The sequence below is a fragment of the Stenotrophomonas sp. YJH_SMC_32 genome (genome assembly GCF_059369975.1).
This window is the reverse complement of the sequence record NZ_JCAFTE010000007.1, coordinates 76,750-97,231: the sequence shown is the minus strand read 5'-3', so window position 1 is coordinate 97,231 and position 20,482 is coordinate 76,750. Positions and strand designations below refer to the sequence as shown.

19 protein-coding genes are annotated in these 20,482 nt (G+C 67.6%); 18 read left to right on the top strand and 1 reads right to left on the bottom strand.

The features are described from left to right. The first annotated feature begins 14 nt into the window (after positions 1–14). On the top strand, positions 15–1,301 hold the full coding sequence (gene thrC / locus AC5P7S_RS11335; protein WP_095377688.1) for a threonine synthase: 1,287 nt from the start codon (positions 15–17) through the stop codon (positions 1,299–1,301). 100 nt (positions 1,302–1,401) lie between these two features. On the opposite strand, the gene AC5P7S_RS11330 is transcribed toward thrC, so the two are convergent. Then, entirely contained in the window at positions 1,402–2,154 is a 753-nt protein-coding gene (locus AC5P7S_RS11330; protein ID WP_095377687.1) for a Crp/Fnr family transcriptional regulator, read from the bottom strand. A 127-nt stretch (positions 2,155–2,281) separates the two neighbouring features. Here AC5P7S_RS11330 and hisS point away from each other — a divergent pair, with 127 nt between their 5' ends. From hisS to AC5P7S_RS11245, 17 genes are all read left to right on the top strand, one after another. Next, complete coding sequence (gene hisS / locus AC5P7S_RS11325; RefSeq protein WP_005416325.1) at positions 2,282–3,676, top strand: histidine--tRNA ligase; 1,395 nt, start codon at positions 2,282–2,284, stop codon at positions 3,674–3,676. A 404-nt stretch (positions 3,677–4,080) separates the two neighbouring features. Next, positions 4,081–4,389 (top strand): YerC/YecD family TrpR-related protein, encoded by a 309-nt coding sequence (locus AC5P7S_RS11320; protein WP_005416326.1) that lies wholly within the window; start codon positions 4,081–4,083, stop codon positions 4,387–4,389. Positions 4,390–4,423: 34 nt separating this feature from the next. Then, positions 4,424–5,335 carry an ATP phosphoribosyltransferase gene (hisG, locus tag AC5P7S_RS11315; RefSeq protein ID WP_053499888.1) on the top strand — a complete coding sequence of 304 codons (912 nt, stop codon included), beginning with the start codon at positions 4,424–4,426 and terminating at the stop codon, positions 5,333–5,335. After that, a complete protein-coding gene (hisD, locus tag AC5P7S_RS11310) occupies positions 5,332–6,627 on the top strand; it encodes a histidinol dehydrogenase (RefSeq protein ID WP_095377686.1) in 1,296 nt (431 codons plus the stop codon). The genes hisG and hisD overlap by 4 nt, the downstream gene beginning before the upstream one ends. Next, the gene (gene hisC / locus AC5P7S_RS11305) at positions 6,624–7,718 is read left to right on the top strand and encodes a histidinol-phosphate transaminase (RefSeq protein ID WP_095377685.1); all 1,095 of its coding nucleotides are present in this window, start codon (positions 6,624–6,626) and stop codon (positions 7,716–7,718) included. Before hisD ends, hisC begins: the two co-directional genes overlap by 4 nt. Beyond that, positions 7,715–8,788, top strand: coding sequence for a bifunctional histidinol-phosphatase/imidazoleglycerol-phosphate dehydratase HisB (hisB, locus tag AC5P7S_RS11300; RefSeq protein WP_065197009.1), 1,074 nt, complete (start codon positions 7,715–7,717; stop codon positions 8,786–8,788). Before hisC ends, hisB begins: the two co-directional genes overlap by 4 nt. Next, complete coding sequence (gene hisH, locus AC5P7S_RS11295) at positions 8,785–9,387, top strand: imidazole glycerol phosphate synthase subunit HisH (RefSeq protein ID WP_005416331.1); 603 nt, start codon at positions 8,785–8,787, stop codon at positions 9,385–9,387. The genes hisB and hisH overlap by 4 nt, the downstream gene beginning before the upstream one ends. Next, positions 9,384–10,118: a 1-(5-phosphoribosyl)-5-[(5-phosphoribosylamino)methylideneamino]imidazole-4-carboxamide isomerase gene (hisA, locus tag AC5P7S_RS11290; protein ID WP_095377684.1), complete on the top strand. Its 735-nt coding sequence runs from the start codon at positions 9,384–9,386 to the stop codon at positions 10,116–10,118. The genes hisH and hisA overlap by 4 nt, the downstream gene beginning before the upstream one ends. Continuing rightward, positions 10,112–10,888, top strand: coding sequence for an imidazole glycerol phosphate synthase subunit HisF (hisF, locus tag AC5P7S_RS11285; RefSeq protein WP_053499875.1), 777 nt, complete (start codon positions 10,112–10,114; stop codon positions 10,886–10,888). The genes hisA and hisF overlap by 7 nt, the downstream gene beginning before the upstream one ends. Next, positions 10,878–11,498 (top strand): bifunctional phosphoribosyl-AMP cyclohydrolase/phosphoribosyl-ATP diphosphatase HisIE, encoded by a 621-nt coding sequence (hisIE, locus tag AC5P7S_RS11280; RefSeq protein ID WP_095377683.1) that lies wholly within the window; start codon positions 10,878–10,880, stop codon positions 11,496–11,498. The genes hisF and hisIE overlap by 11 nt, the downstream gene beginning before the upstream one ends. Before the next feature lie 77 nt (positions 11,499–11,575). Then, positions 11,576–13,165: a calcineurin-like phosphoesterase C-terminal domain-containing protein gene (locus AC5P7S_RS11275; protein ID WP_095377682.1), complete on the top strand. Its 1,590-nt coding sequence runs from the start codon at positions 11,576–11,578 to the stop codon at positions 13,163–13,165. Positions 13,166–13,200: 35 nt separating this feature from the next. Then, positions 13,201–13,485, top strand: coding sequence for a hypothetical protein (locus AC5P7S_RS11270; RefSeq protein ID WP_005409434.1), 285 nt, complete (start codon positions 13,201–13,203; stop codon positions 13,483–13,485). 84 nt (positions 13,486–13,569) lie between these two features. After that, the gene (locus AC5P7S_RS11265; protein ID WP_095377681.1) at positions 13,570–14,592 is read left to right on the top strand and encodes a glucokinase; all 1,023 of its coding nucleotides are present in this window, start codon (positions 13,570–13,572) and stop codon (positions 14,590–14,592) included. Positions 14,593–14,643: 51 nt separating this feature from the next. Further along, positions 14,644–15,642, top strand: a complete 999-nt coding sequence (locus AC5P7S_RS11260; RefSeq protein ID WP_095377680.1) for a glycosylasparaginase — start codon at positions 14,644–14,646, stop codon at positions 15,640–15,642. Continuing rightward, positions 15,639–16,376 (top strand): copper homeostasis protein CutC, encoded by a 738-nt coding sequence (locus AC5P7S_RS11255; protein WP_095377679.1) that lies wholly within the window; start codon positions 15,639–15,641, stop codon positions 16,374–16,376. The genes AC5P7S_RS11260 and AC5P7S_RS11255 overlap by 4 nt, the downstream gene beginning before the upstream one ends. Before the next feature lie 251 nt (positions 16,377–16,627). Further along, positions 16,628–17,170 carry a hypothetical protein gene (locus AC5P7S_RS11250; protein WP_095377678.1) on the top strand — a complete coding sequence of 181 codons (543 nt, stop codon included), beginning with the start codon at positions 16,628–16,630 and terminating at the stop codon, positions 17,168–17,170. A gap of 295 nt (positions 17,171–17,465) precedes the next feature. Next, the gene (locus AC5P7S_RS11245; RefSeq protein WP_095377677.1) at positions 17,466–20,423 is read left to right on the top strand and encodes a TonB-dependent receptor plug domain-containing protein; all 2,958 of its coding nucleotides are present in this window, start codon (positions 17,466–17,468) and stop codon (positions 20,421–20,423) included. Positions 20,424–20,482: the final 59 nt, after the last annotated feature.

Genomic DNA, 20,482 nt, shown 5'->3' with positions numbered 1-20,482 from the left:
TGGATACTGAACCCATGCAATTCGTTTCGACCCGCGGCCGGTCCCCGGCCGTTGGCCTCAGCGCGGCCATTGCTGCAGGCTTGGCACCCGATGGTGGCCTGTACGTGCCCCAGGCACTGCCGGCGCCACGTGAGCTGGAAGCCGGTGCGACCCTGGCCGATACCGCTGCAGACCTGCTGGCACCGTTCTTCGCCGGGGATGCGCTGGAGGCCGGATTACCGTCGATCTGCCGCGAGGCGTTCGACTTCCCGGTGCCGCTGCGTGCGCTCGGCGACGGTAACCACGTGCTGGAACTGTTCCATGGGCCGACGGCGGCGTTCAAGGACATTGGTGCGCGTTTCCTGGCCGGTACGCTGTCGCAGCTGCAGGCCGGCAAGGACCGTGACCTGACCATCGTCGTCGCCACCTCCGGCGATACCGGCGCGGCCGTTGCTGCGGCCTTCCATCGCCAGCCAGGCGTACGCGTGGTGGTGCTGTATCCGGATGGTCGCGTGTCACCGCGCCAGGCGCACCAGCTCGGCTGCTTTGGTGACAACATCCTGGCGCTGCGCGTGGCCGGTGCCTTCGATGACTGCCAGGCCATGGTCAAGCAGGCGCTGGCCGACCGCGAACTGCAGGCACAGGTGCCGCTGAGCTCGGCCAACAGCATCAGCCTCGGTCGCCTGCTGCCGCAGATGAGTTACTACGCACATACGGCACTGAGCCACTACGCGTTGCATCGTCGCCGGCTCAACCTGGTGGTGCCGACCGGCAACCTTGGCAACGCGATGGCCGCAGTGCTGGCGCGCGCGCTGGGCGTGCCGATCGGACAGATCGTGCTGGCCACCAATGCCAACGCCGTATTGCCGGCGTACTTCAACGGTGGCGAGTACCACCCGCAGGCCAGCGTGGCGACCGTGGCCAATGCCATGGATGTGGGGGCGCCCAGCAACTTCGAGCGCCTGCGCTGGCTCTACCAGGGCGACGATGCCGAACTGCGTGCTGCCTTCCGGGCGTTTGCGGTGGATGACGTGACCATCCGGGCCACCATTGCCGCCGCGCATGCCAGCAGGGGCGAGCTGTTCTGCCCGCATACGGCTACGGCGGTGAAGGTGCTGCAGGACCTGCGCGCCCGTGGTGCCAAGGGCGACTGGGCAGTGGTGGCCACCGCGCATCCGGCCAAGTTCGAGGCCGTGGTCGAGCCGTTGATCGGCGAACCTGTGGCCGTGCCGCCGGCATTGGATGCGTTGTTGCAACGGGCGGCGCACGCCGAACCGTTGGCCGCCGATTACGCGGCGTTGCGTGAGGTGTTGCTGCGCTGACCGAGAATGCCTGGTTGCCGGCCAGCGGCCGGCACTACCCGTGCTGCATTACGCTGGTAGTGCCGGCCGCTGGCCGGCAACCCCATGAACCGTGATGCGGTCAGATCAACCCTTCACCGGCCAGTGCGCGCAGCCCGTCCTCGTCGAGGATCTCCACTACGTTCAGGTGGGGCAGGGCAATCAGCCCTTGCTGGCGCAGCTTGGTGAAGGTGCGGCTGACCGTTTCCATGGTCAGGCCCAGATGGTCGGCGATGTCGCCTCGGCCCATCGGCAGCGACACGCGCAGGCCGTCGCCGCCCAGCTTGGCCTCGCGCGCGGCCAGGCGCAGCAGGAAATCGGCCAGCTTCTCGGCCGGCTGCAGGCGTGCCAGCGCCAGTGCAGCGTCCTGCGCGGCATCCAGTTCCTGGCAGGCACGCTGCAGCAGCTTGCGCTCCAGGTGCGGGAAGCGGCTGCGGAGCGCCTTCATCTGTGGCAGCGCGACGCGGCAGACACGGCTGTCGGCGATGGCTTCGATGTCGTAGCGGTGATGGTCGCTGCCGCTCAGGCCCAGGTAGTCGCCGGGCAGCACGAAGCCGTTGATCTGGCGGCGGCCGTCGGCCAGGGTGCGTACCAGGCGCAGTGCGCCGGCAGTCAATGTATAGACATGGTCGCGTTCTTCACCCGTGCGGGCCAGCGTGCTGCCCATGTTGACCTGCTGCGAAACGGTGACCTGTTCCAGCGCCTGCACTTCATCGGGCGACAGCGCCGAGCACACCGCAAGGTGGCGAACCGAGCAGTGCAGGCAGTCCAGCGTGGTGCAGGACGGCGAGGCGGGATCGTTGGTGGCGGGCGGAGCGCCGGAAGGCCGTGACATGTTGCGGGGGCGTATCGCGGGCGGGGGAGGGCCTTATGATACTTCAAGCGGCCGTTCGACCCTGCCCGAGGCGGGGGCGCTAGAATGTCGCCCCCTCCCACGTCCCGTTCCAGCAGGAGTTCCGCCCGTGATCAAGCCCCGTACCCCGCCCGGCACCCTTGAACTGCTGCCGCGCGAGCAGATTGCGTTCCAGCGCATGCTGGACGTGATCCGCCGCAACTACGAGCGCTTCGGGTTCCTGCCGGTGGAGACGCCGGTGTTCGAGCTGTCCGACGTGCTGCTGACCAAGTCCGGCGGCGAGACCGAGCGCCAGGTGTACTTCGTGCAATCCACCGGTGCGCTGGCCAATGCGGCCGAATCGGGCGACCGTTCGCTGCCGGAAATGGCGCTGCGCTTCGACCTGACCGTGCCGCTGGCACGCTACGTGGCCGAGCACGAACACGAACTCACCTTCCCGTTCCGTCGCTACCAGATGCAGCGCGTGTACCGCGGCGAGCGTGCCCAGCGCGGCCGTTTCCGCGAGTTCTACCAGTGCGACATCGACGTGATCGGCAAGGACAGCCTGAGCGTTCGCTATGATGCCGAAGTTCTGGCGGTCATCCACGCCGTGTTCTCGGAGCTGCGCATCGGCGACTTCAGCATCCAGCTGAACAACCGCAAGCTCATGCGCGGCTTCTTCGAAAGCCTGGGCGTGGCCGAAGGCGAGCGCCAGCTGGCGGTGCTGCGTGAAGTGGATAAGCTGGACAAGCGCGGCGCCGATTACGTGCGCGAGACGCTGGTGGGCGAGGGCTTCAACATCCCGGGCGAGCAGGTCGAGAAGATCCTGGCCTTTGTGGCCGTGCGTTCGCAGGGCCATGCCGATGCGCTGGCGCAGCTGGCAACGCTTGAAGCCGACGCCGGTTCTTCGGAGATACTGCGTACCGGCGTGGCCGAACTGCGCGAAGTGCTGCAGCTGGTGCAGGCGCTGGGCGTGCCGGAAACCGCGTACTGCCTGAACTTCTCCATTGCGCGCGGCCTGGACTACTACACCGGCACCGTCTACGAGACAACGTTGACCGACCACCCGCAGATCGGCTCGATCTGCTCGGGCGGCCGCTACGAAGACCTGGCCAGCCACTACAGCAAGTCCAAGTTGCCGGGCGTGGGCATTTCCATCGGCCTGTCGCGCCTGTTCTGGCAGCTGCGCGAGGCCGGCCTGATCGATGGCATCGAGGCCAGCAGCGTGCAGGCGCTGGTGGCGCTGATGGACGAGCAGGGCATGCCGCAGTCGCTGGACATCGCGCGCCGCCTGCGCGCCGGTGGCATCAATACCGAAGTGCAGATGGAGCCGAAGAAGATCGGCAAGCAGTTCCAGTACGCGGCCAAGGCGGGCATCCGCTTCGTGGTGCTGGCCGGTGAGGACGAGCTGGCGCGCGGCGTGGTGGCGGTGAAGGACCTGGTGCGCGAGCAGCAGTTCGAAGTCTCCCGCGACGAGCTGGCCAGCACCCTGCAGGTCGAGCTGGAGCAGTCGAAGGTGATGTAACTGCCGGTTGGCCGCACGCCGACACGCCACGAAACGCCCACCACCCGGTGGGCGTTTTCGTTTCCGGGCCGCGTTCCGGGGTCAGAGCCGTTTTCCTTCAGAAAACGGATCCGACCCCTTGCTGTTCCAACAGCTCGCAGGAAACTGTCGACGGCGGGGTGGGTCCGGAGGCAGGGGTGTCCGCGGCATGGATGCCGCGGCCAAGCCCCCATGGACGGGTTTACGGCGTCCCCTGCCACCGGACCCACCCCGCCAACCCTCAGCCATCCAGCATTTGACGTCGCTTCGGCATCTAGCGGGTGCAGGGCGCAGCCCTGCCCACAAATCCCCCCAGATTTGACGCACTGCGCAAGAGTGCGCTAATGTACTAACGCGCTATTACATTGATGCATGGAAACGACCCCGTGAAAGCCCGCCCCGAAATTGCCGCCAAAGACCCTAAGGCCGACCTTGAAGCCTTGGCCCGGGCCTTTGCCGCCCTGCGCGAGCCGGAGCAGGTGGAAGCCTTCCTGCGCGACCTGTGCACTCCGGCCGAACTGGAAGCCATGGCCGACCGCTGGAAGGTGGTGCCGCTGCTGCAGCAGGGCGTGCCGTATCGCGAGATCCACGAGCGCACCGGGGTCAGCGTGACCACCACCGGACGGGTGGCGCGAACGCTCGAGCATGGCCATCGAGGCTATGCCGCCGCCATCGACCGCCTTGCTTCGCGCTGATCCGCGCCCCGTTCCGAACTTCGAGACCTCCCCCATGAGTGCAACCCAGGCAGCGCCGGCACGAGACCGGCTGCGTATCGCCATCCAGAAGAGTGGCCGGCTGGCCGAGCCCGCCCGCAACCTGCTCAGTGCCTGTGGCCTGAGCTGGCGCGAGAGCCGCGACAAGCTGTTCTGCTACGGCGAATCGCTGCCGGTGGACCTGCTGCTGGTGCGTGACGACGACATCCCGGGCCTGATCGCCGACGGCGTCTGCGACCTCGGCATCGTCGGCCGCAACGAGCTGGACGAACAGGCCGCGGCACGCCGCCAGGTCGGCCTGCCGGACGCCTATCAGGCGCTGCGCGGGCTGGGCTTCGGCCAGTGCCGGCTGATGCTGGCGGTGCCGGAGGAATGGCAGTGGCAGGGTCCGGCGCAACTGGCCGGCACCCGCATCGCCACCAGCTACCCGGCCATCCTCACGCAGTGGCTGGCCGAGCAGGGGGTGGACGCACAGGTGGTCGAGCTGTCCGGTTCGGTGGAAATCGCCCCGCGCCTGGGCACCGCCGACCTGATCTGCGATCTGGTGTCCAGCGGCGCCACCCTGCGCGCCAATCAGCTGACCCCGGTGCACAACCTGCTCGACAGCGAGGCGGTGCTGGCCGGTGCAGTACGGGTGCCCGATGATGCACGTGCATCGCTGCGCGCGATGCTGCTGCGCCGCCTCGATGGCGTGGTGCAGCGCCAGGACCGCAAGCTGCTGATGTTCCGCGCCAGCGAGGATCGCGTCGACGCGCTGGCGCAGTTGCTGGCAGATGCCGAGCCGCTGGTGCGGTTGCCGGCCGATGGCGGTGCGCTGCGCCTGCAGACCATGTGCCCCGGCCCGCTGAGCTGGCAGCGCATGGAAGAACTCGAGCGCGCGGGTGCGCAGGGCCTCATGGTACTGAGCGTGGAGCGGTCGCTGGCATGAACCGTCTGATCTGGTCCCAACTTGATGAGGCCGCGCGCAGCGCGGCATTGACCCGCCCGGTGCAGACCGTGGCGCAGCAGACCCGCGATGCCGTGACGGCCCTGATCGCGCAGGTGCGTGCACAGGGCGACGATGCGCTGCGTGCGATCACCGCGCGCTTCGATGGTGTCGAGCTGGCCTCGTTTGAAGTCTCCGAAGCCGAATTCGCCGCTGCTGAAGCGGCCGTGCCCGCCCCACTGCGCCAGGCGATGGTGGACGCCGCCGAGCGCATCGCGCGCTTCCACGCCGCCGGCATGGGTAAAGGCTATGCAGTTGAAACCGCGCCGGGCGTGGTCTGCGAACGCATGCTGCGCCCGATCGGCCGGGTGGGCCTGTACGTACCTGCTGGCAGCGCGCCATTGCCGTCCACCGCGTTGATGCTGGGCGTTCCGGCGCAGTTGGCCGGTTGCCCGCAGGTGGTGCTGTGCACGCCGCCGCGCGCCGACGGCAGCGCCGATCCGGCAGTGCTGGTAGCCGCGCGCCTGACCGGCGTGCAGCGCGTGTTCAAGTTGGGCGGCGCGCAGGCGATCGCCGCGATGGCCTATGGCACCGCCAGCGTTCCGGCCTGCGACAAGCTGTTCGGGCCCGGCAACAGCTTCGTCACCGAAGCCAAGCAGCAGGTCGCGCAGGATGGCGCCGCCGCCATCGATATGCCGGCCGGTCCCTCCGAAGTGCTGGTGATTGCCGATGCTGGCGCCAATCCGGCGTTCGTGGCCGCCGACCTGCTGTCGCAGGCCGAGCACGGCCCGGATTCGCAGGTGCTGCTGTTGACCGACGATGCCGCGATGCTGGCCGCGGTCGAGGCGGAGGTCGAGCGCCAGGTGGCCCTGCTGCCGCGCCAGCAGATTGCGCGGCAGGCGCTGTCAGCGTCGCGCCTGATCCAGGTTGATTCGTTGGACGAGGCCTTCGCGATCAGCAACCGCTATGCGCCCGAACACCTGATCCTGGCGCTGCGTGAACCGCGCGATTGGCTGGACAAGGTGCAGGCGGCCGGCTCGGTGTTCCTCGGCGACTACACCCCCGAAGCACTGGGTGACTACTGCAGCGGCACCAACCACGTACTGCCCACCGCCGGTGCCGCACGTGCTTACAGCGGCGTGAGCGTTGCCAGCTTCCAGAACCTGATCAGCGTGCAGAGCGCCAGTGCCGCCGGCCTGGCCGCGATCGGCGGCTGCGCGCGCATCATCGCCAGCGCCGAAGGCCTGGATGCCCACGAGCGTGCGGTTGCATTGCGCATGGAGGCCGCCGCATGAGCGCCGCCATTGATGACGTGCTGGCACTGGTGCGCCCGGATCTGCAGGCCTTCGCCGGCTACAGCTCGGCGCGCAGTGCGGTGGTGCAGGGCGAGGTCTGGTTGAATGCCAACGAGTCGGCCTGGGCCAATCCGGCCGATGCGGCTGGCAGCAGCCGGCGCTATCCGGAGCCGCAACCGTTGGCGTTGCGCGAAGGCTTGGCGGCGCTGTACGGCGTGACGCCGCAGCAGCTGCTGGTCGGCCGCGGCAGCGACGAGGCCATTGATCTGCTGGTACGCGCGCTGTGCGTGCCGGGTCGCGATGGCGTGCTGGTCACGCCGCCGGTGTTCGGCATGTACGCCGTCTGCGCGCGCCTGCAGGGTGCCGCATTGATTGAAGTGCCGCTGGTGGACAGCGAGGATGGCCTGCGCGCCGATCTGGATGCGGTGATCGACGCGGCCAAGGCGCAAGGTGCCAAGCTGGTGTTCCTGTGCGCCCCGTCGAACCCGGCCGGCAGTGACATCGCCCTGGACGAAGTCGAGCGGGTGGTGGTTGCGCTGCGCGGGCAAGCACTGGTGGTGGTGGACGAGGCCTATGTCGAGTACGCGCAGCGTCCGTCGGCGACCACGCTGCTGGCCGCGAACCCGAATCTGGCGGTGCTGCGCACGCTGTCGAAGGCGCACGCTCTTGCCGCCGCCCGCGTTGGCACCCTGATCGCCGCCCCGGAGCTGATTGCCGTGCTGCGCCGCTGCCAGGCGCCGTACCCGGTGCCGACGCCATGCACGGAACTGGCGGTGCAGGCGCTGCAACCCGCCGCGCTGACCATCACCGCCGAGCGCGTAGCCACGGTGATTGCCGAGCGCGAACGCCTGCGCGAGGCGCTGCCGGGCCTGCCCGGCGTGCGTCGCGTCTACCGCTCATCCGGCAACTACCTGCTGGTCCGCTTCGCCGATGCCCAGGCCGCGTTCGATACGCTGCTGGCTGCGGGCGTGGTGGTGCGCGACCAGCGCGCCGCGCCGCAGTTGGGTGATGCACTGCGCATCAGTATCGGCAGTCCCGAAGAGAACGACCGCGTGCTTGCGGCCCTGTCGGCGCGGAGGGCCGCAGCATGACCCCGATCCTGTTCATCGACCGCGACGGTACCCTCATCGAGGAGCCGTCCGACTTCCAGATCGACGCCTACGAGAAGCTGCGCTTCGTGCCGCAGGTGATCCCGGCGCTGCTGAAGCTGCGTGATGCCGGCTACCAGTTCGTGATCGTCACCAACCAGGATGGCCTGGGCAGCGACAGCTACCCACGCGCCAGCTTCGATGGCCCCAACGACCTGATGCTGCAGATCTTCGAGAGCCAGGGCATCACCTTCCGTGACGTGCTGATCGACTGCAGTTGGCCGCAGGACAACGCGCCCACGCGCAAGCCGGGCATCGGCCTGATGACCGCCTACCTGCAGGACCGCAGCATCGACTGGGCGCGTTCGGGCATGGTTGGCGACCGCATCACCGACCTGCAGTTCGCCGACAACCTCAACATACGTGGCTTCCAGCTGCGCACCGCGCAGTTCGGGGGCGAGTGGGACTGGCCGGGCATCGCCCACGCGCTGGCCGACGCGCCACGCACCGCCGTGGTCCAGCGCAACACCAAAGAAACGAAGATCCGCGTTGAGCTGGACCTGGATCGCGCCGGTGATGCGCGCATCTCCACCGGCCTGCCGTTCTTCGACCACATGCTCGAACAGATCGGCAAGCACGGCGGCTTCGCCCTCGATATCCAGGCCGAGGGTGACCTGCACATCGATGAGCACCACACCATCGAGGACACCGGGCTGGCCCTGGGCCAGGCCCTGCGCGAGGCGCTGGGCGACAAGCGCGGCATCGGCCGCTACGGTTTCACCCTGCCGATGGACGAGACCCTGGCCAGCGCCGCGCTGGACTTCAGCGGACGCCCGTACTTCGTGTTCGAGGGCGAGTTCAAGCGCGAGCGGGTGGGTGACATGCCGACCGAGCTGGTGCCGCACTTCTTCCGTTCGCTGTGCGATGCCAGTGGCCTGAACCTCAACCTGCAGGTACGCGGCGACAACGATCACCACAAGGTGGAGGCCTGCTTCAAGGCGCTGGCGCGCGCACTGCGCCCGGCGCTGGCCCGGCAGGGCACGGCACTGCCGAGCACCAAGGGGGCATTGTGAGCGACGTCGCGCTGATCGATGCCGGCGGTGCCAACCTGGGCTCGGTGCGCTACGCACTGGAGCGGCTGGGCGCGACAGTGCGGCTGGTGCGCGATGCGGACGGCCTGGCGGGTGCGCAGCGGGTGATCCTGCCCGGCGTCGGCGCCGCCGGTCCCGGCATGCAGCGCCTGCACGCGCAGGGCCTGGTGGAGCCGTTGCAGCGGCTGGAGGTGCCGCTGATGGGCATCTGCCTTGGCATGCAGCTGCTGTTCGAACGCTCCGAGGAAGCGGGTGTGGAGACACTGGGACTGATTCCGGGCGTGGTGCGCAAGCTGGTGCCGGCCTGTGGCATCCGCGTGCCGCACATGGGCTGGAACCGCCTGCTGCCGCTACGTGAGTCGGTGCTGTTGCAGGGTGTGCCGGAACGCGCCAGCGCCTACTTCGTACACAGCTATGCGGCACCCTTGAATACCCACACCGTCGCGGCGTGCGACCACGGTGGGCTGTTCACTGCCGTGGTGGAGCAGGGGCGCTACTACGGCGCTCAGTTCCATCCCGAGCGCTCCGGCGAGACCGGCTCGCTGATGCTGCGCAACTTCCTTGAGGGCACTGCTGCATGAGTTTCATCGTCTACCCCGCGCTGGATATCCGCGATGGCCGCGTGGTGCGGCTGCGCCAGGGCGACTACGCGCAGGAAACCTCCTACGGCGACGATCCGCTGCCGCGCGCGCAGGCCTTCGCCGCGCAGGGCGCGCAGTGGATGCATCTGGTCGACCTGGATGCCGCACGCGCCGGTGGCTATACGCTGGCACCGCTGCTGGCGGCGATCCGCGCGCAGACGCCGCTGCAGGTGCAGACCGGTGGTGGCGTGCGTGGCCGCGACGATGTGGCGCGCATGCTTGATGCTGGCGCCGGCCGCGTGGTGGTCGGCTCGCTGGCGGTGCGCCGCCCCGATGAAGTGGTCGGCTGGCTGGAGGAATTTGGCGCCGAGCGCATCACGATTGCGCTGGACGCGCGCCAGGACGCACATGGGCAGTGGCAGCTGCCGGTGCACGGCTGGACCGAGAACGCCGGGGTGACCCTGGATGACCTGGCCCAGCGCTATGCGCGCGCCGGCATGCGCCACCTCTTGTGCACCGACATCGCCCGCGACGGCATGCTGGCCGGGCCCAATATCGGCCTCTACCAGCACCTGTCGGCCTTGCTGCCGGGGGTGGCGGTGCAGGCGTCCGGCGGCATCCGTGACGTGGCCGATGTGGCCGAGGCGCGTGCCGCTGGCTGCGGTGGTGCGATTCTCGGCAAGGCACTGCTGGAGCAGCGCATGGACCTGGCGGAGGCGTTGGCATGTTGAGCCGCCGCATCATTCCCTGCCTTGACGTGCGCGATGGCCGCGTGGTGAAGGGCGTGCGCTTCCGCGATCACGTCGACATGGGCGACATCGCCGAGCTGGCGCAGCGCTACCGCGACCAGGGTGCCGACGAGCTGGTGTTCTATGACATCGGCGCCAGCCCCGAGGCGCGTTCGGTGGACGTGGCGTGGATCGAGCGCATCGCGCGCCTGATCGACATTCCGTTCTGCGTGGCCGGTGGCATCGACAGCGTGGAAGCCGCGCGTCGCGTGTTGTTCGCCGGTGCCGACAAGGTGTCGATCAACTCCCCCGCGCTGGGCCGCCCGGAACTGATCACTGAACTGGCCGACGAGTTCGGCGTGCAGTGCGTGGTGGTCGGTGTCGACTCGGTACGTGAAGCGGACGGCCAGTGGCGGGTGCGCCGTTTCAGTGGCGACCCGGACAAGACCCAGGCGGTACCGCTGCGTACCCTGGACTGGATTGTCGAGGCGCAACGGCGTGGCGCTGGCGAGATCGTGCTGAACTGCATGGACAGCGACGGCGTGCGCCGTGGCTACGATGTCGTGCAGCTGCAGCAGGCGCGGGCCCTGTGCCAGGTGCCGCTGATCGCCTCCGGTGGCGCCGGTGCGATGGAGCACTTCGCCGAAGCCTTTGACCAGGCCGACGTCGACGGCGCGTTGGCAGCCAGCGTGTTCCACAGCGGTGCCATCGCCATTCCGGAATTGAAGCGCTACCTGCGCGCACAGCAGATCGAGGTGCGGGATGTCTATTGAAGTCAGGCCATCGCTGGATGCGCTGCAGGCGCTGGACTGGGGCAAGGGCGACGGCCTGCTGCCGGCCGTGGTGCAGGATGCCGATACCCTGCAGGTGCTGATGCTGGGCTATGTCAGCGCCGAATCGCTGGCCGCCACGCTGGCCATCGGCCACATGACCTTCTTCAGCCGCAGCAAGCAGCGGTTGTGGACCAAGGGCGAGCAGTCCGGCAACGTCCTGGCGGTGCAATCGATCAGCGTCGACTGCGATGCCGACACGCTGCTGGTGATGGCACGCCCGGCGGGACCAACCTGCCACACGGGTGCGGAGAGCTGTTTCGACCAGGCGCCGAAGGACTTCCTGGGCGGGCTGGACCAGTTGGTCGCGATGCGTGAGGCGCAGCGCCCGCAGGGCAGCTATACGACCCGCCTGTTCGAGGGCGGCATCCGCCGCATCGCACAGAAGGTGGGTGAGGAGGGGGTGGAGACCGCTCTGGCTGCGGTTGCGCAGGATGACGAGGCGCTGCTCGGTGAGGCTTCGGACCTGCTGTACCACCTGCTGGTACTGCTGCGCGCGCGCGGTCTGTCGCTGGACGATGCGCGGGCGGTGCTGGAAAAACGCCATCGTTGAAGCGTGGTAGTGCCGGCAATGCAGCCGAGCGTGGCTCGGCTCTACAATACCGCGTCTCTTTCTGCCGGATGCCTCCCATGAAACTGCCTGCCGCCTGGCTGTGCTGCCTGTTGCTGACCTCGCCGGCCTGGGCTGCGGACACCGTGGTCACCGGCAAGGTCTATCTGGAGCGTGACGGCAAGCCGGGCCGCGGTGCGACCGATCCGGGCCTGGCCGGGGTGCAGGTCTCCAACGGCGAGACGATCGTCAAGACCGCCGCCGATGGCAGCTACAGCCTTCCGGTGCGTGACGGCCAGACCGTGTTCGTGATCAAGCCCGATGCGTATTCGTTCCCGAAGGCGACAGACGGCCTGCCTTCGTTCTGGCGCCACTTCCGCCCGAACGGCTCGCCGGCGCTGAAGTACGGCGGCATCGCCGCCACCAGCGATGTCACCCGCAACTGGGATTTCGCGCTGCAGTCGGATCGCCATGACAGCCGTCGCGGCTTCCAGATGCTGGTCTTCACCGACTCCCAGACCGCCAGCCTGAAGGACATCGGCTACTACCAGCAGTCGATCGTGTCGCCGCTGGTCGGCCAGACCAAGGCGCGCATGGGCACCACTCTGGGTGACATCGTCAACGACGATCTGACCCTGTATCCGGCAATCAACAAGATCACCACGTCGCTGGGCGTGCCGTGGTTCCATGTGCCGGGCAATCACGACCTCGATTTCGATGCAGCCAGCGACGAGCATTCGCTGGACAGCTGGCGCAACATCTACGGCCCGGACACCTACGCGGTGGAAGAGGGCGGTGCCAGTTTCGTGTTCCTCGACGACGTGGTGTATGACCCCAACGCAAGGCCGAAGTATGTCGGTGGCCTGCGCGAAGACCAGTTCGCTTTCCTTGCCAGCTACCTGAAAGGCCTGCACAAGGACCGCCTGCTGGTGCTGGGCATGCACATCCCGCTGTTCGACGCCGCGCCGGGGCGCGAGACCTTCCGTCATGCTGACCGCCAGCGCCTGTTCGATCTGCTGAAGGACTTCCGCAACGTGCTGGTGCTCAGCGGGCACAGCCACACCCAGCAGCACGTCTACCACGGCAAGGCCGACGGCTGGAACGGTGACAAGCCGCTGCACGAATACAACGTCGGTGCCAACTGCGGCGCATTCTGGTCCGGGGTGAAGGATGCCGCCGGCGTGCCGGACAGCGCCATGAGTGATGGCACGCCAAAGGGCTATGCGTTGCTGGACGTCGCCGGCAATGGCAGCTACAAACTGCAGTACCGCGTGGCCGGCAAGCCGGCCAGCGAGCAGATCGGCCTGCATGCACCGAAGGTGCTGCGCCAGGGGGCCTATCCGGCGTGGGGTGTCTACGCCAACGTCTACATGGGCGAGGACGCCAGCGTGGTCGAGTACCGCGTCGATGGCGGTGCCTGGCAGCCGATGAAGCAGGTCAGTCAGCCCGATCCGCGCCTGATGGTGGAGAACGTGGCTGACGATCTGGCTGACAGCCTGCGCGGTTACGACCGTTCGCCGGAGGCCACCGCGTCGCCGCACCTGTGGCGTGGCGCGCTGCCGACCGACCTGGCCGTGGGCAGCCACAAGGTCGAAGTACGCTCTACCCAGCCTGATGGTGCAGTGTTCACCGCCACCACCCGCTACAGCCTGCAGACGGCCCAGCCCTGATCCCCCGCATCTCCGCTCCAGCGAAAGGACCCCGCATGGATATCCGCTTCATGGCCGGCACCACGCCAGTCACCCTCAGCCGCCACTGGTTCACCGGCGCGATGCTGCTGCAGAGCGCCACCGAGAAGGTCTGGGTGCAGCATCCGCTGCATCCGGGCACCCACTTCTCGTTCTCGCTGGTACAGTCGTGGCTGCGCCACATCGCCGGCCATGAGGTGCTGGTCGAGCGCACCCGGCCGCTGTTGTTCGCCGGCTTCCGCCCGCAGCGCCTGCGCGTGCTGGTGGATGGCGTGCAGGTGGCCGAACAGGAAGGCATGTAGGCCAACCTGAACCGCCGGCGCGCTAGGCAAAGCTGCTCCGATGCCTGAGAATCGGGGCGATTCAATCGATCCAAGCAGGCCAGCGTGACCATCGCAGCAGCGTCCCCGGTTTCCACCGACTCCGCCCGCGGCGGTCTTCCGCGCAGTCTCGTTGTCGCCGATGTCGGCGGCACCTTCGCCCGTTTGGCGCTGGCTGAAACGCAAGCCGGCCAGGCACCACTGCTGGGCAGCCATCGCACCTATGCCTGCGCCGAGCATCCGAGCCTGTCAGCGATCCTTGCTGATTTCACCGCAGGCCTCGGCCAGCCGGTAGAGGCCGCCGTGGTCGCCATCGCCGGCCTGCTCGATGGCGATGTGCTGATCAATTCCAACCTGCCATGGACGGTCTCGCTGTCGGCCACGCGGGTGCAGTCCGGGCTGCATGAGCTGCAGCTGATCAATGATTTTGAAGCGGTGGCGTTGGCCATTCCTTACCTGCAGCCTGACACCCTGGTGCCGCTCAATGGCGATGCTGACCCGGCGCAGGCGTTCCCGGCGCTGGTGCTGGGCGCCGGTACCGGCCTGGGTGCAGCATTGCGCTTCGCCGACGGCGAGCGTCCGGTGCTGGCCAGCGAGATCGGCCATGCCGCGCTCGGCGCCGGCAACGCGCTGGAACTGCAGGTGCTGGGCAAGCTGCTGCAGCGCTGGACGCACGTGGACAACGAGCGCGTGCTGTCCGGCAGTGGCCTGATGAACCTGTATCCGTGCCTGTGCGAACTGCGCGGTGTCACCCCGGTGTGGGGCAGCACCGAGGCACTGATCGGCGCCGCGCGCAGCGGCGAGGATGCGCTGGCCGTGGAAACGCTGCAGGTGTTCTGTGCCTGGCTGGGCAGCCTGGCCGGCGACGCAGCGATCGCGGTGGGTGCGCGTTCGGTGTACCTGGCCGGGGGCATTTCCGCGCATGTGCAGGATTTCCTGGCCGATGGCCGCTTCCGTGAGCGCTTCCTCAACAAGGGCGTGCTGACCGAGGTACTGCGCCAGGTGCCGGTATGGCGCGTGGAGCATGGCCAGCTGGGCGTTCTCGGCGCAGCGGTCTGGTACGCCGCACGGCAGCCCACGCACGACTGATCGGCGTGGCCGGCATCGGGCCGGCCGTGCATTGCAGACTGGGAGGGGAAGATGGTGGATCGCAGGCAGTTCCTGCAGGCCGGCGCACTGGCTGCAGGCATGGTGGCCTTGCCGGGCGTGCAGGCGCGCACGCAGGGTGGGGCCAAGGTGGTTTCGACCTGGGACTTCGGCGTGCCGGCCAACCAGGCCGCATGGGAGGTGCTGGCGCAGGGTGGCAGCGCACTGGATGCAGTTGAAGCCGGTGCACGCTGGGCCGAGAGCGAGCTGTGCAACCCCACCGTCGGCCATTGCGGTAACCCGGATCGCGACGGCGTGCTGAGCCTGGACGCGAGCATCATGGATGGTGATGGCCGTTGTGGCGCAGTGGCCGCGCTGGTGGACATCCTGCATCCGGTGTCGGTGGCCCGCAAAGTGATGGAAAACAGCCCGCACGTGCTGCTGGTGGGCGAGGGCGCGCAGCAGTTCGCGGTGCAGCAGGGTTTTGAACGCAGGCACCTGCTCACGCCGCAGGCCGAAGCGGCCTGGCGCGAGTGGCTGAAGACCGAGAAGTACCAGCCGCAGATCAATGCCGAGCGTCGTAGTATTCCTGGCAACAGCGACAACCACGACACCATCGGCATGCTGGCGCTGGATGCCCGCGGTAAGCTGGCCGGCGCCTGCACCACCAGCGGCATGGCCTGGAAGCTGCACGGCCGGGTCGGCGACAGCCCGATCATCGGTGCCGGCCTGTATGTCGACAACGAAGTGGGCGCGGCCACTGCCTCGGGCGTGGGCGAGGAGATGATCCGCAATGCGGCCTCGTTCCTGGTGGTCGAGCTGATGCGCCAGGGGCGCTCGCCGGCGCAGGCCTGCCGCGAAGCGATCGATCGCGTGGTGCGCAAGCGCCCCGAAGCGAGCAAGACGCTGCAGGTGTGCTTCCTGGCCATGAACAAGCAGGGCGAGGTGGGTGCCTACGCGTTGCACCGCGGCTTCGTCTACGCCGTGTGCGATGCGCAGCGCCAGGATGACCTGCGTGATTCGCCGTCGATCTACACGAGCACCCAGGCGTGAGCACACGGCTGACCCTGGAGATCGCCAGCAACTCGCTGGCCTCGGCGCTGGCCGCCCAGGCCGGCGGCGCCGATCGCATCGAACTGTTCGACAACCTGGCCGAGGGCGGCACCACGCCGTCGTTCGCCAGCATCGCGATCGCCCGCGAACGCCTGTCCATTCCGCTGTTCGTACTGGTGCGCCCGCGCCCGGGGGACTTCCACTACGACGCACTGGAAACCGAACTGATGCTGCGTGACATCGCGCAGTGCCGCGCGCTCGGCTGCGATGGCGTGGTGATCGGTGCGTTGGATGTGCAGGGCGGGATCGATCTGGCGCTGTGCCGTGAACTGGTGCAGGCCGCCGGGCCGCTGCAGGTGACCTTCCATCGCGCCTTCGATGCTGCCCGCGATCTGCCTGCGGCACTTGAGCAGGTGGTTGAGCTGGGTTGCCAGCGCGTGCTGACCTCGGGCGGCCAGTTCAGCGCCGAGGCCGGCGCGGATGTGCTGGCGGGTCTGGTCACCCAGGCGGCGGGACGTATCACGGTGATGGCCGGCGCCGGGCTGGGACCGGCCAACATCGCGGCCGTTGCGCGACGGAGCGGCTGCACCGAACTGCACGCCTCGGCCAAGGGCCTGCGGCGCTCGGCCATGCAGTTCCAGAACCCGGCGCTGCGCGGCCTGGACCCGGACTGGAGCCAGACCGCCACCGCAACCGTGGCCGCACTGCGGCAGGCGCTGGACGGCGCAAGGTAACCCGCTTCTCCTGTAGAGCCGAGCCCACGCTCGGCTGCTCTTTGGGCCCGGGGTCGGATCCCTTCGCAGAAGGGCTCCGACCCCGGGCCTGCCCATCGTTGCGGCCGAAGAAGTGACGCTTACAGCACGTTCGAACGGCTAGAGCGGCAGGCCAAGTCGTTGAAATGGATACGCTGGTGCGCCGTCGCATGGCGGCGCAGTCGGTGATTGCCGATAGTGGTTCATAACGTCGTTCGCCAACGAATTCCCGCATGTTTCGACCGTTCCTGCTGCTTGTCTGCGCGGTGCCAGCCATTGCAATCGGCGCACGTGAAGGGCAGGCACCGGAGTGGGTGCGGGAGGTGGCTGCCGACAAGGACCTGCAGGTTGACCCCGAAATGGTTGGTGTGAGGCTTGAGCCAACCGCGCGGGGCGCGTTCCTCGACACGCGTGCACATCGAATCGGGGCGAGGCGTTTTCGCGCGCTGTATCAGGTATTCGATTCCAACGCGGATAGCCCGATGGGCCTTTGCGGCGCTGGGCGCGAGATCCATCTGTTCGTCTACGAATTGACCCCGCCGAAGCCCATTGAGCGCGGCAGGGTGTTGATCAGCAGCTGCCTTGAAACCCTGTCTCTGGTGAGCCAGAACTCAGGGCGATCCAACAGTGAATCCGACTTTTCCTCGGTCATCTGGCAGGGGGACGGGTTCTCCATCGAGTGGTGGGGTATCGGACCCGGAGGCGATACGTCGAGCCACTACGCGCTCCGAAATGACCACTTCGTCCCGACTCAACCGGGTGAGGGGAATCGCTGAGGGCGGACAAAACCGTTCCGCGCGCGGTTGTCGCGATCGTGTCATTGACGTGTGCGCTGTTCTCTCAGCGATGTTGCGCAACCCTTTGATTGTTCTGGATACCGGCAGCCGATAGCGGCATTCCGCCAGCGGTTGCTGCATCGCCGCATGCCCGGCGCGGTTCAGCTGTGCTTTAGTTTGGATCGATCCACAGGGGAGGGGCTGGGACGGTCGTGAACCGATCCCGGTACCCGGATCAGCCGTCGTGCTACGCCACCACCGTCCGTGCGTCCACACTTTCCAAGAGCAACCACCCATGGCTCAGTCCGTTCGCAAGCGTCGTCACCTGCTGTCCCAGGCCCTGGTCCTGGTCCTGTTTCCCCTGGCCGCTGGTGCACAGGAAGCGGCCAGTTCGTCCACCAAGGACTTGGACGCGGTCACCGTTACCGGTTCGCGCATCAAGCGCGCCGCGGTCGAAGGTCCGGCCCCGGTCAACGTGATCACCGCGCAGCAGATCCAGAAAGAGGGCTTCGTCAGCGTGTACGACGCGCTGAAGACGCTCACCGAAGCGACCGGTACCGTCGAAGCCGCCTCGCAGTGGGGTTCGCACACGCCAAATGCCAGCGGGCTGAACTTGCGCGGGATGGGCCCGAACCGCTCGCTGCTGTTGGTCAACGGCCGTCGCGTGGCCGATTACCCGCTGCCGTATGGCGGTGAAACCAATTTCTCCAACTACGGCAACATTCCGGCCGCAGCGGTGGAACGCATCGAAGTACTGACCGGCGGCGCCTCGGCCATCTATGGTTCGGACGCGATCGCCGGCGTGGTCAACGTCATCCTCAAAACCAACTACGACGGCGACGAAGTGCGCGTGCGCGGCGGCACCTCCACCGAAGGCGGGCGCGACACCTGGGACCTGTCATGGGCCGGCGGCAAAACGGGTGACAACTGGAGCGTGACCTATGCGTTGCAGTACACCAAGCGCGATCCGTTGTTCGGCCGCGACCGCCCGCAGATGGACGATGCCGATGATGCGCCGTATGCGTCCTGGAACATGGAGCAGCGCAAGGTCGGCTTCCGTCCCACGGCCGGGCTGGCGCTGATCGATCCGACGACGGGCCAGCGCCTGGCGCCGCCCACCGGTACCTGCGAGAAGTTCGACGGTGAGTACTACACGGCCGATCGACTGGTCTACAACTACGCCGCCAACCGCATCACCAACACCGGCCGCCTGTGCGGCATGAGCGCCGACTACGCCAACTGGCTGCTGACCGGTGGTGCCGAGAACGTGTCCGGCAACCTGTATGCCACCTTCGATTTCAGCAGCGACCTGCAGGCCTGGACCAACCTGGCGGTGTACCGCTCCGAAGCGATCTGGGGCACCAATCCACCCAGCGTCTCGCTGATCGACGATGACAACGGCTACTACTGGGATGCCAACCGCAACCGCCCGATCCTGGGCGTGCGCCAGTTCACCCCGAACGAAGTCGGCGGCCTGGACACCCTGCGCAACACCAACCGCGAGCTGTCATGGGACTGGAGCGCGGGCCTGCGTGGACGCCTTGCCGACCGCTTCGACTGGAGCGCCACGGTGGGCCGTTCCTACTATCGCGTGGAAGAACGGCAGAACGTGGTGGACGAGCAGAAATCGTACGACTACTTCCTCGGCCCGCGCCTGGGTACCACCGCCGATGGCGAGGCGATCTACGCGTTGAACGAATCGCGCTGGTGGAATCCGCTCACGCCGGACCAGTACTGGCAGATGGGCACGGTGGCCAGGAACCGCGCGTCATCGTGGGTCAACCAGGCCTCGGCGGACATCACCGGCGAGCTGTTCCGGGGCTGGGCCGGCCCGATCTCGTTCGCCGCCGTGGCCGAAGTCGCGCAGCAGGGCTATCACCTCAGCCCGGACCCGCGCGCCGGCATCGACTTCGATCTGCAGAACGTCGATCGCGGTGGCGGCGAGCGCACCCGTTACTCGGCCGGCGTCGAGTTCAAGATTCCGCTGCTGGACAGCGTGACGGCCACCGCGGCCGCCCGCTACGACCGCTATGGCAACTACAAGGCCGATGACAGCAATGAAACGCTGGATATCGGCAGCCAGAAGGAGACCACCTGGAACGTCGGCCTGGAATGGCGCCCGGTCGAATCGCTGCTGGTACGTGGCTCGTACGCCACCAGTTTCCACGCGCCAGACATGCACTATCTGCTGGGCCAGCCGAGCAGTTCCGAAGTGCAGACCTATGACCGCCTGCGCTGCATCCAGAGCGGTGCCTACCTGGTCAACAACTGTGGCGTGGGCAACACCGATGTCTGGTACACCTTCGACGTGAACCGGCGTGGCACGCCGCTGCTGCGTTCGGAAACCGGCGATTCGTGGACGGTCGGCTTCGTCTGGGACGTGATGCCGAACCTGTCGGTCAGCGCCGACTACTGGGCGATCAAGCTGGAAGACATGATCGTCGACGTCGGCGCCGACGAGGTGCTGGCCAGCGAGGCCGGCTGCCTGACCGGCAAGAACATCGATGGCACGCCGTGGGCCAATCCGGCCGGTGGCGATTATTGCGCCGGCATTCTGGCCCGCGTGAACCGTGACAGCAGCGGCCGGCTGGTGTCGATCGAGCGCGGCCCGTTCAACCTGGCCAGCCGGGAAGTGCGGGGTATCGACCTGACTGCACGCTATCGCCTGGAAACCGCGCAGTGGGGCAGCTTCCAGCTGGGCCTGAACTACACCAACCAGATCTCGACCAAGGAACAGCGCTACGCCAACGACCCGAACCCGGAACGGCGCGACCGGGACCTGCGCAGCAAGCTGCGCGCGAGCCTGGCCTGGCAGCGCGGCAACTGGAACGCCAACGTCTATGCCGACCGCGTGGGTTCGGTGCCGGGCGTGCGCTATCACTGGGGCACCGATCGCCTGGACAATCCCGGCGGTTGCCTGCCGTTCGCCGACGGCTACGTGCCCAGTGACAGTCCGTCGCTGAACTGCCTGGAACCGGCACAGCTGCCGGATGGCTCGGTGAACCCTAACCCCAACGCGGGCCAGCAGACCTCGCGCTACTTCGGCCGGGTCGGGCCGTTCATCACCTGGAACGTCAACGTGGGTTACCAGGTGACCGAGCACGCCAAGGTCAATGTCTACGTCAACAACGTGTTCAATTCGGCCAGCTGGAACCACAAGGACCCGTACAAGCTGGACTATGACTTCGCCCCGACCCGGTTGCTGAGCGCGGTCGGCCGCGAGTTCGCATTGGAGTATGTGTTCACCTTCTGAGGAGACCGGCCTCCGCCGGTAGATCCACGCCATGCGTGGATGCGGAAACGGAACACCGG

Coding starts and splice junctions, on each gene's coding strand:
- AC5P7S_RS11250 (WP_095377678.1), top strand. CDS start 16,628: ATGTTTCGACCGTTCCTGCTGCTTGTCTGCGCGGTGCCAGCCATTGCA.
- thrC (WP_095377688.1), top strand. CDS start 15: ATGCAATTCGTTTCGACCCGCGGCCGGTCCCCGGCCGTTGGCCTCAGC.
- AC5P7S_RS11245 (WP_095377677.1), top strand. CDS start 17,466: ATGGCTCAGTCCGTTCGCAAGCGTCGTCACCTGCTGTCCCAGGCCCTG.
- hisF (WP_053499875.1), top strand. CDS start 10,112: ATGTTGAGCCGCCGCATCATTCCCTGCCTTGACGTGCGCGATGGCCGC.
- AC5P7S_RS11270 (WP_005409434.1), top strand. CDS start 13,201: ATGGATATCCGCTTCATGGCCGGCACCACGCCAGTCACCCTCAGCCGC.
- AC5P7S_RS11330 (WP_095377687.1), bottom strand. CDS start 2,154: ATGTCACGGCCTTCCGGCGCTCCGCCCGCCACCAACGATCCCGCCTCG.
- hisC (WP_095377685.1), top strand. CDS start 6,624: ATGAGCGCCGCCATTGATGACGTGCTGGCACTGGTGCGCCCGGATCTG.
- hisIE (WP_095377683.1), top strand. CDS start 10,878: ATGTCTATTGAAGTCAGGCCATCGCTGGATGCGCTGCAGGCGCTGGAC.
- hisG (WP_053499888.1), top strand. CDS start 4,424: ATGAGTGCAACCCAGGCAGCGCCGGCACGAGACCGGCTGCGTATCGCC.
- AC5P7S_RS11260 (WP_095377680.1), top strand. CDS start 14,644: ATGGTGGATCGCAGGCAGTTCCTGCAGGCCGGCGCACTGGCTGCAGGC.
- hisD (WP_095377686.1), top strand. CDS start 5,332: ATGAACCGTCTGATCTGGTCCCAACTTGATGAGGCCGCGCGCAGCGCG.
- hisB (WP_065197009.1), top strand. CDS start 7,715: ATGACCCCGATCCTGTTCATCGACCGCGACGGTACCCTCATCGAGGAG.
- hisA (WP_095377684.1), top strand. CDS start 9,384: ATGAGTTTCATCGTCTACCCCGCGCTGGATATCCGCGATGGCCGCGTG.
- AC5P7S_RS11275 (WP_095377682.1), top strand. CDS start 11,576: ATGAAACTGCCTGCCGCCTGGCTGTGCTGCCTGTTGCTGACCTCGCCG.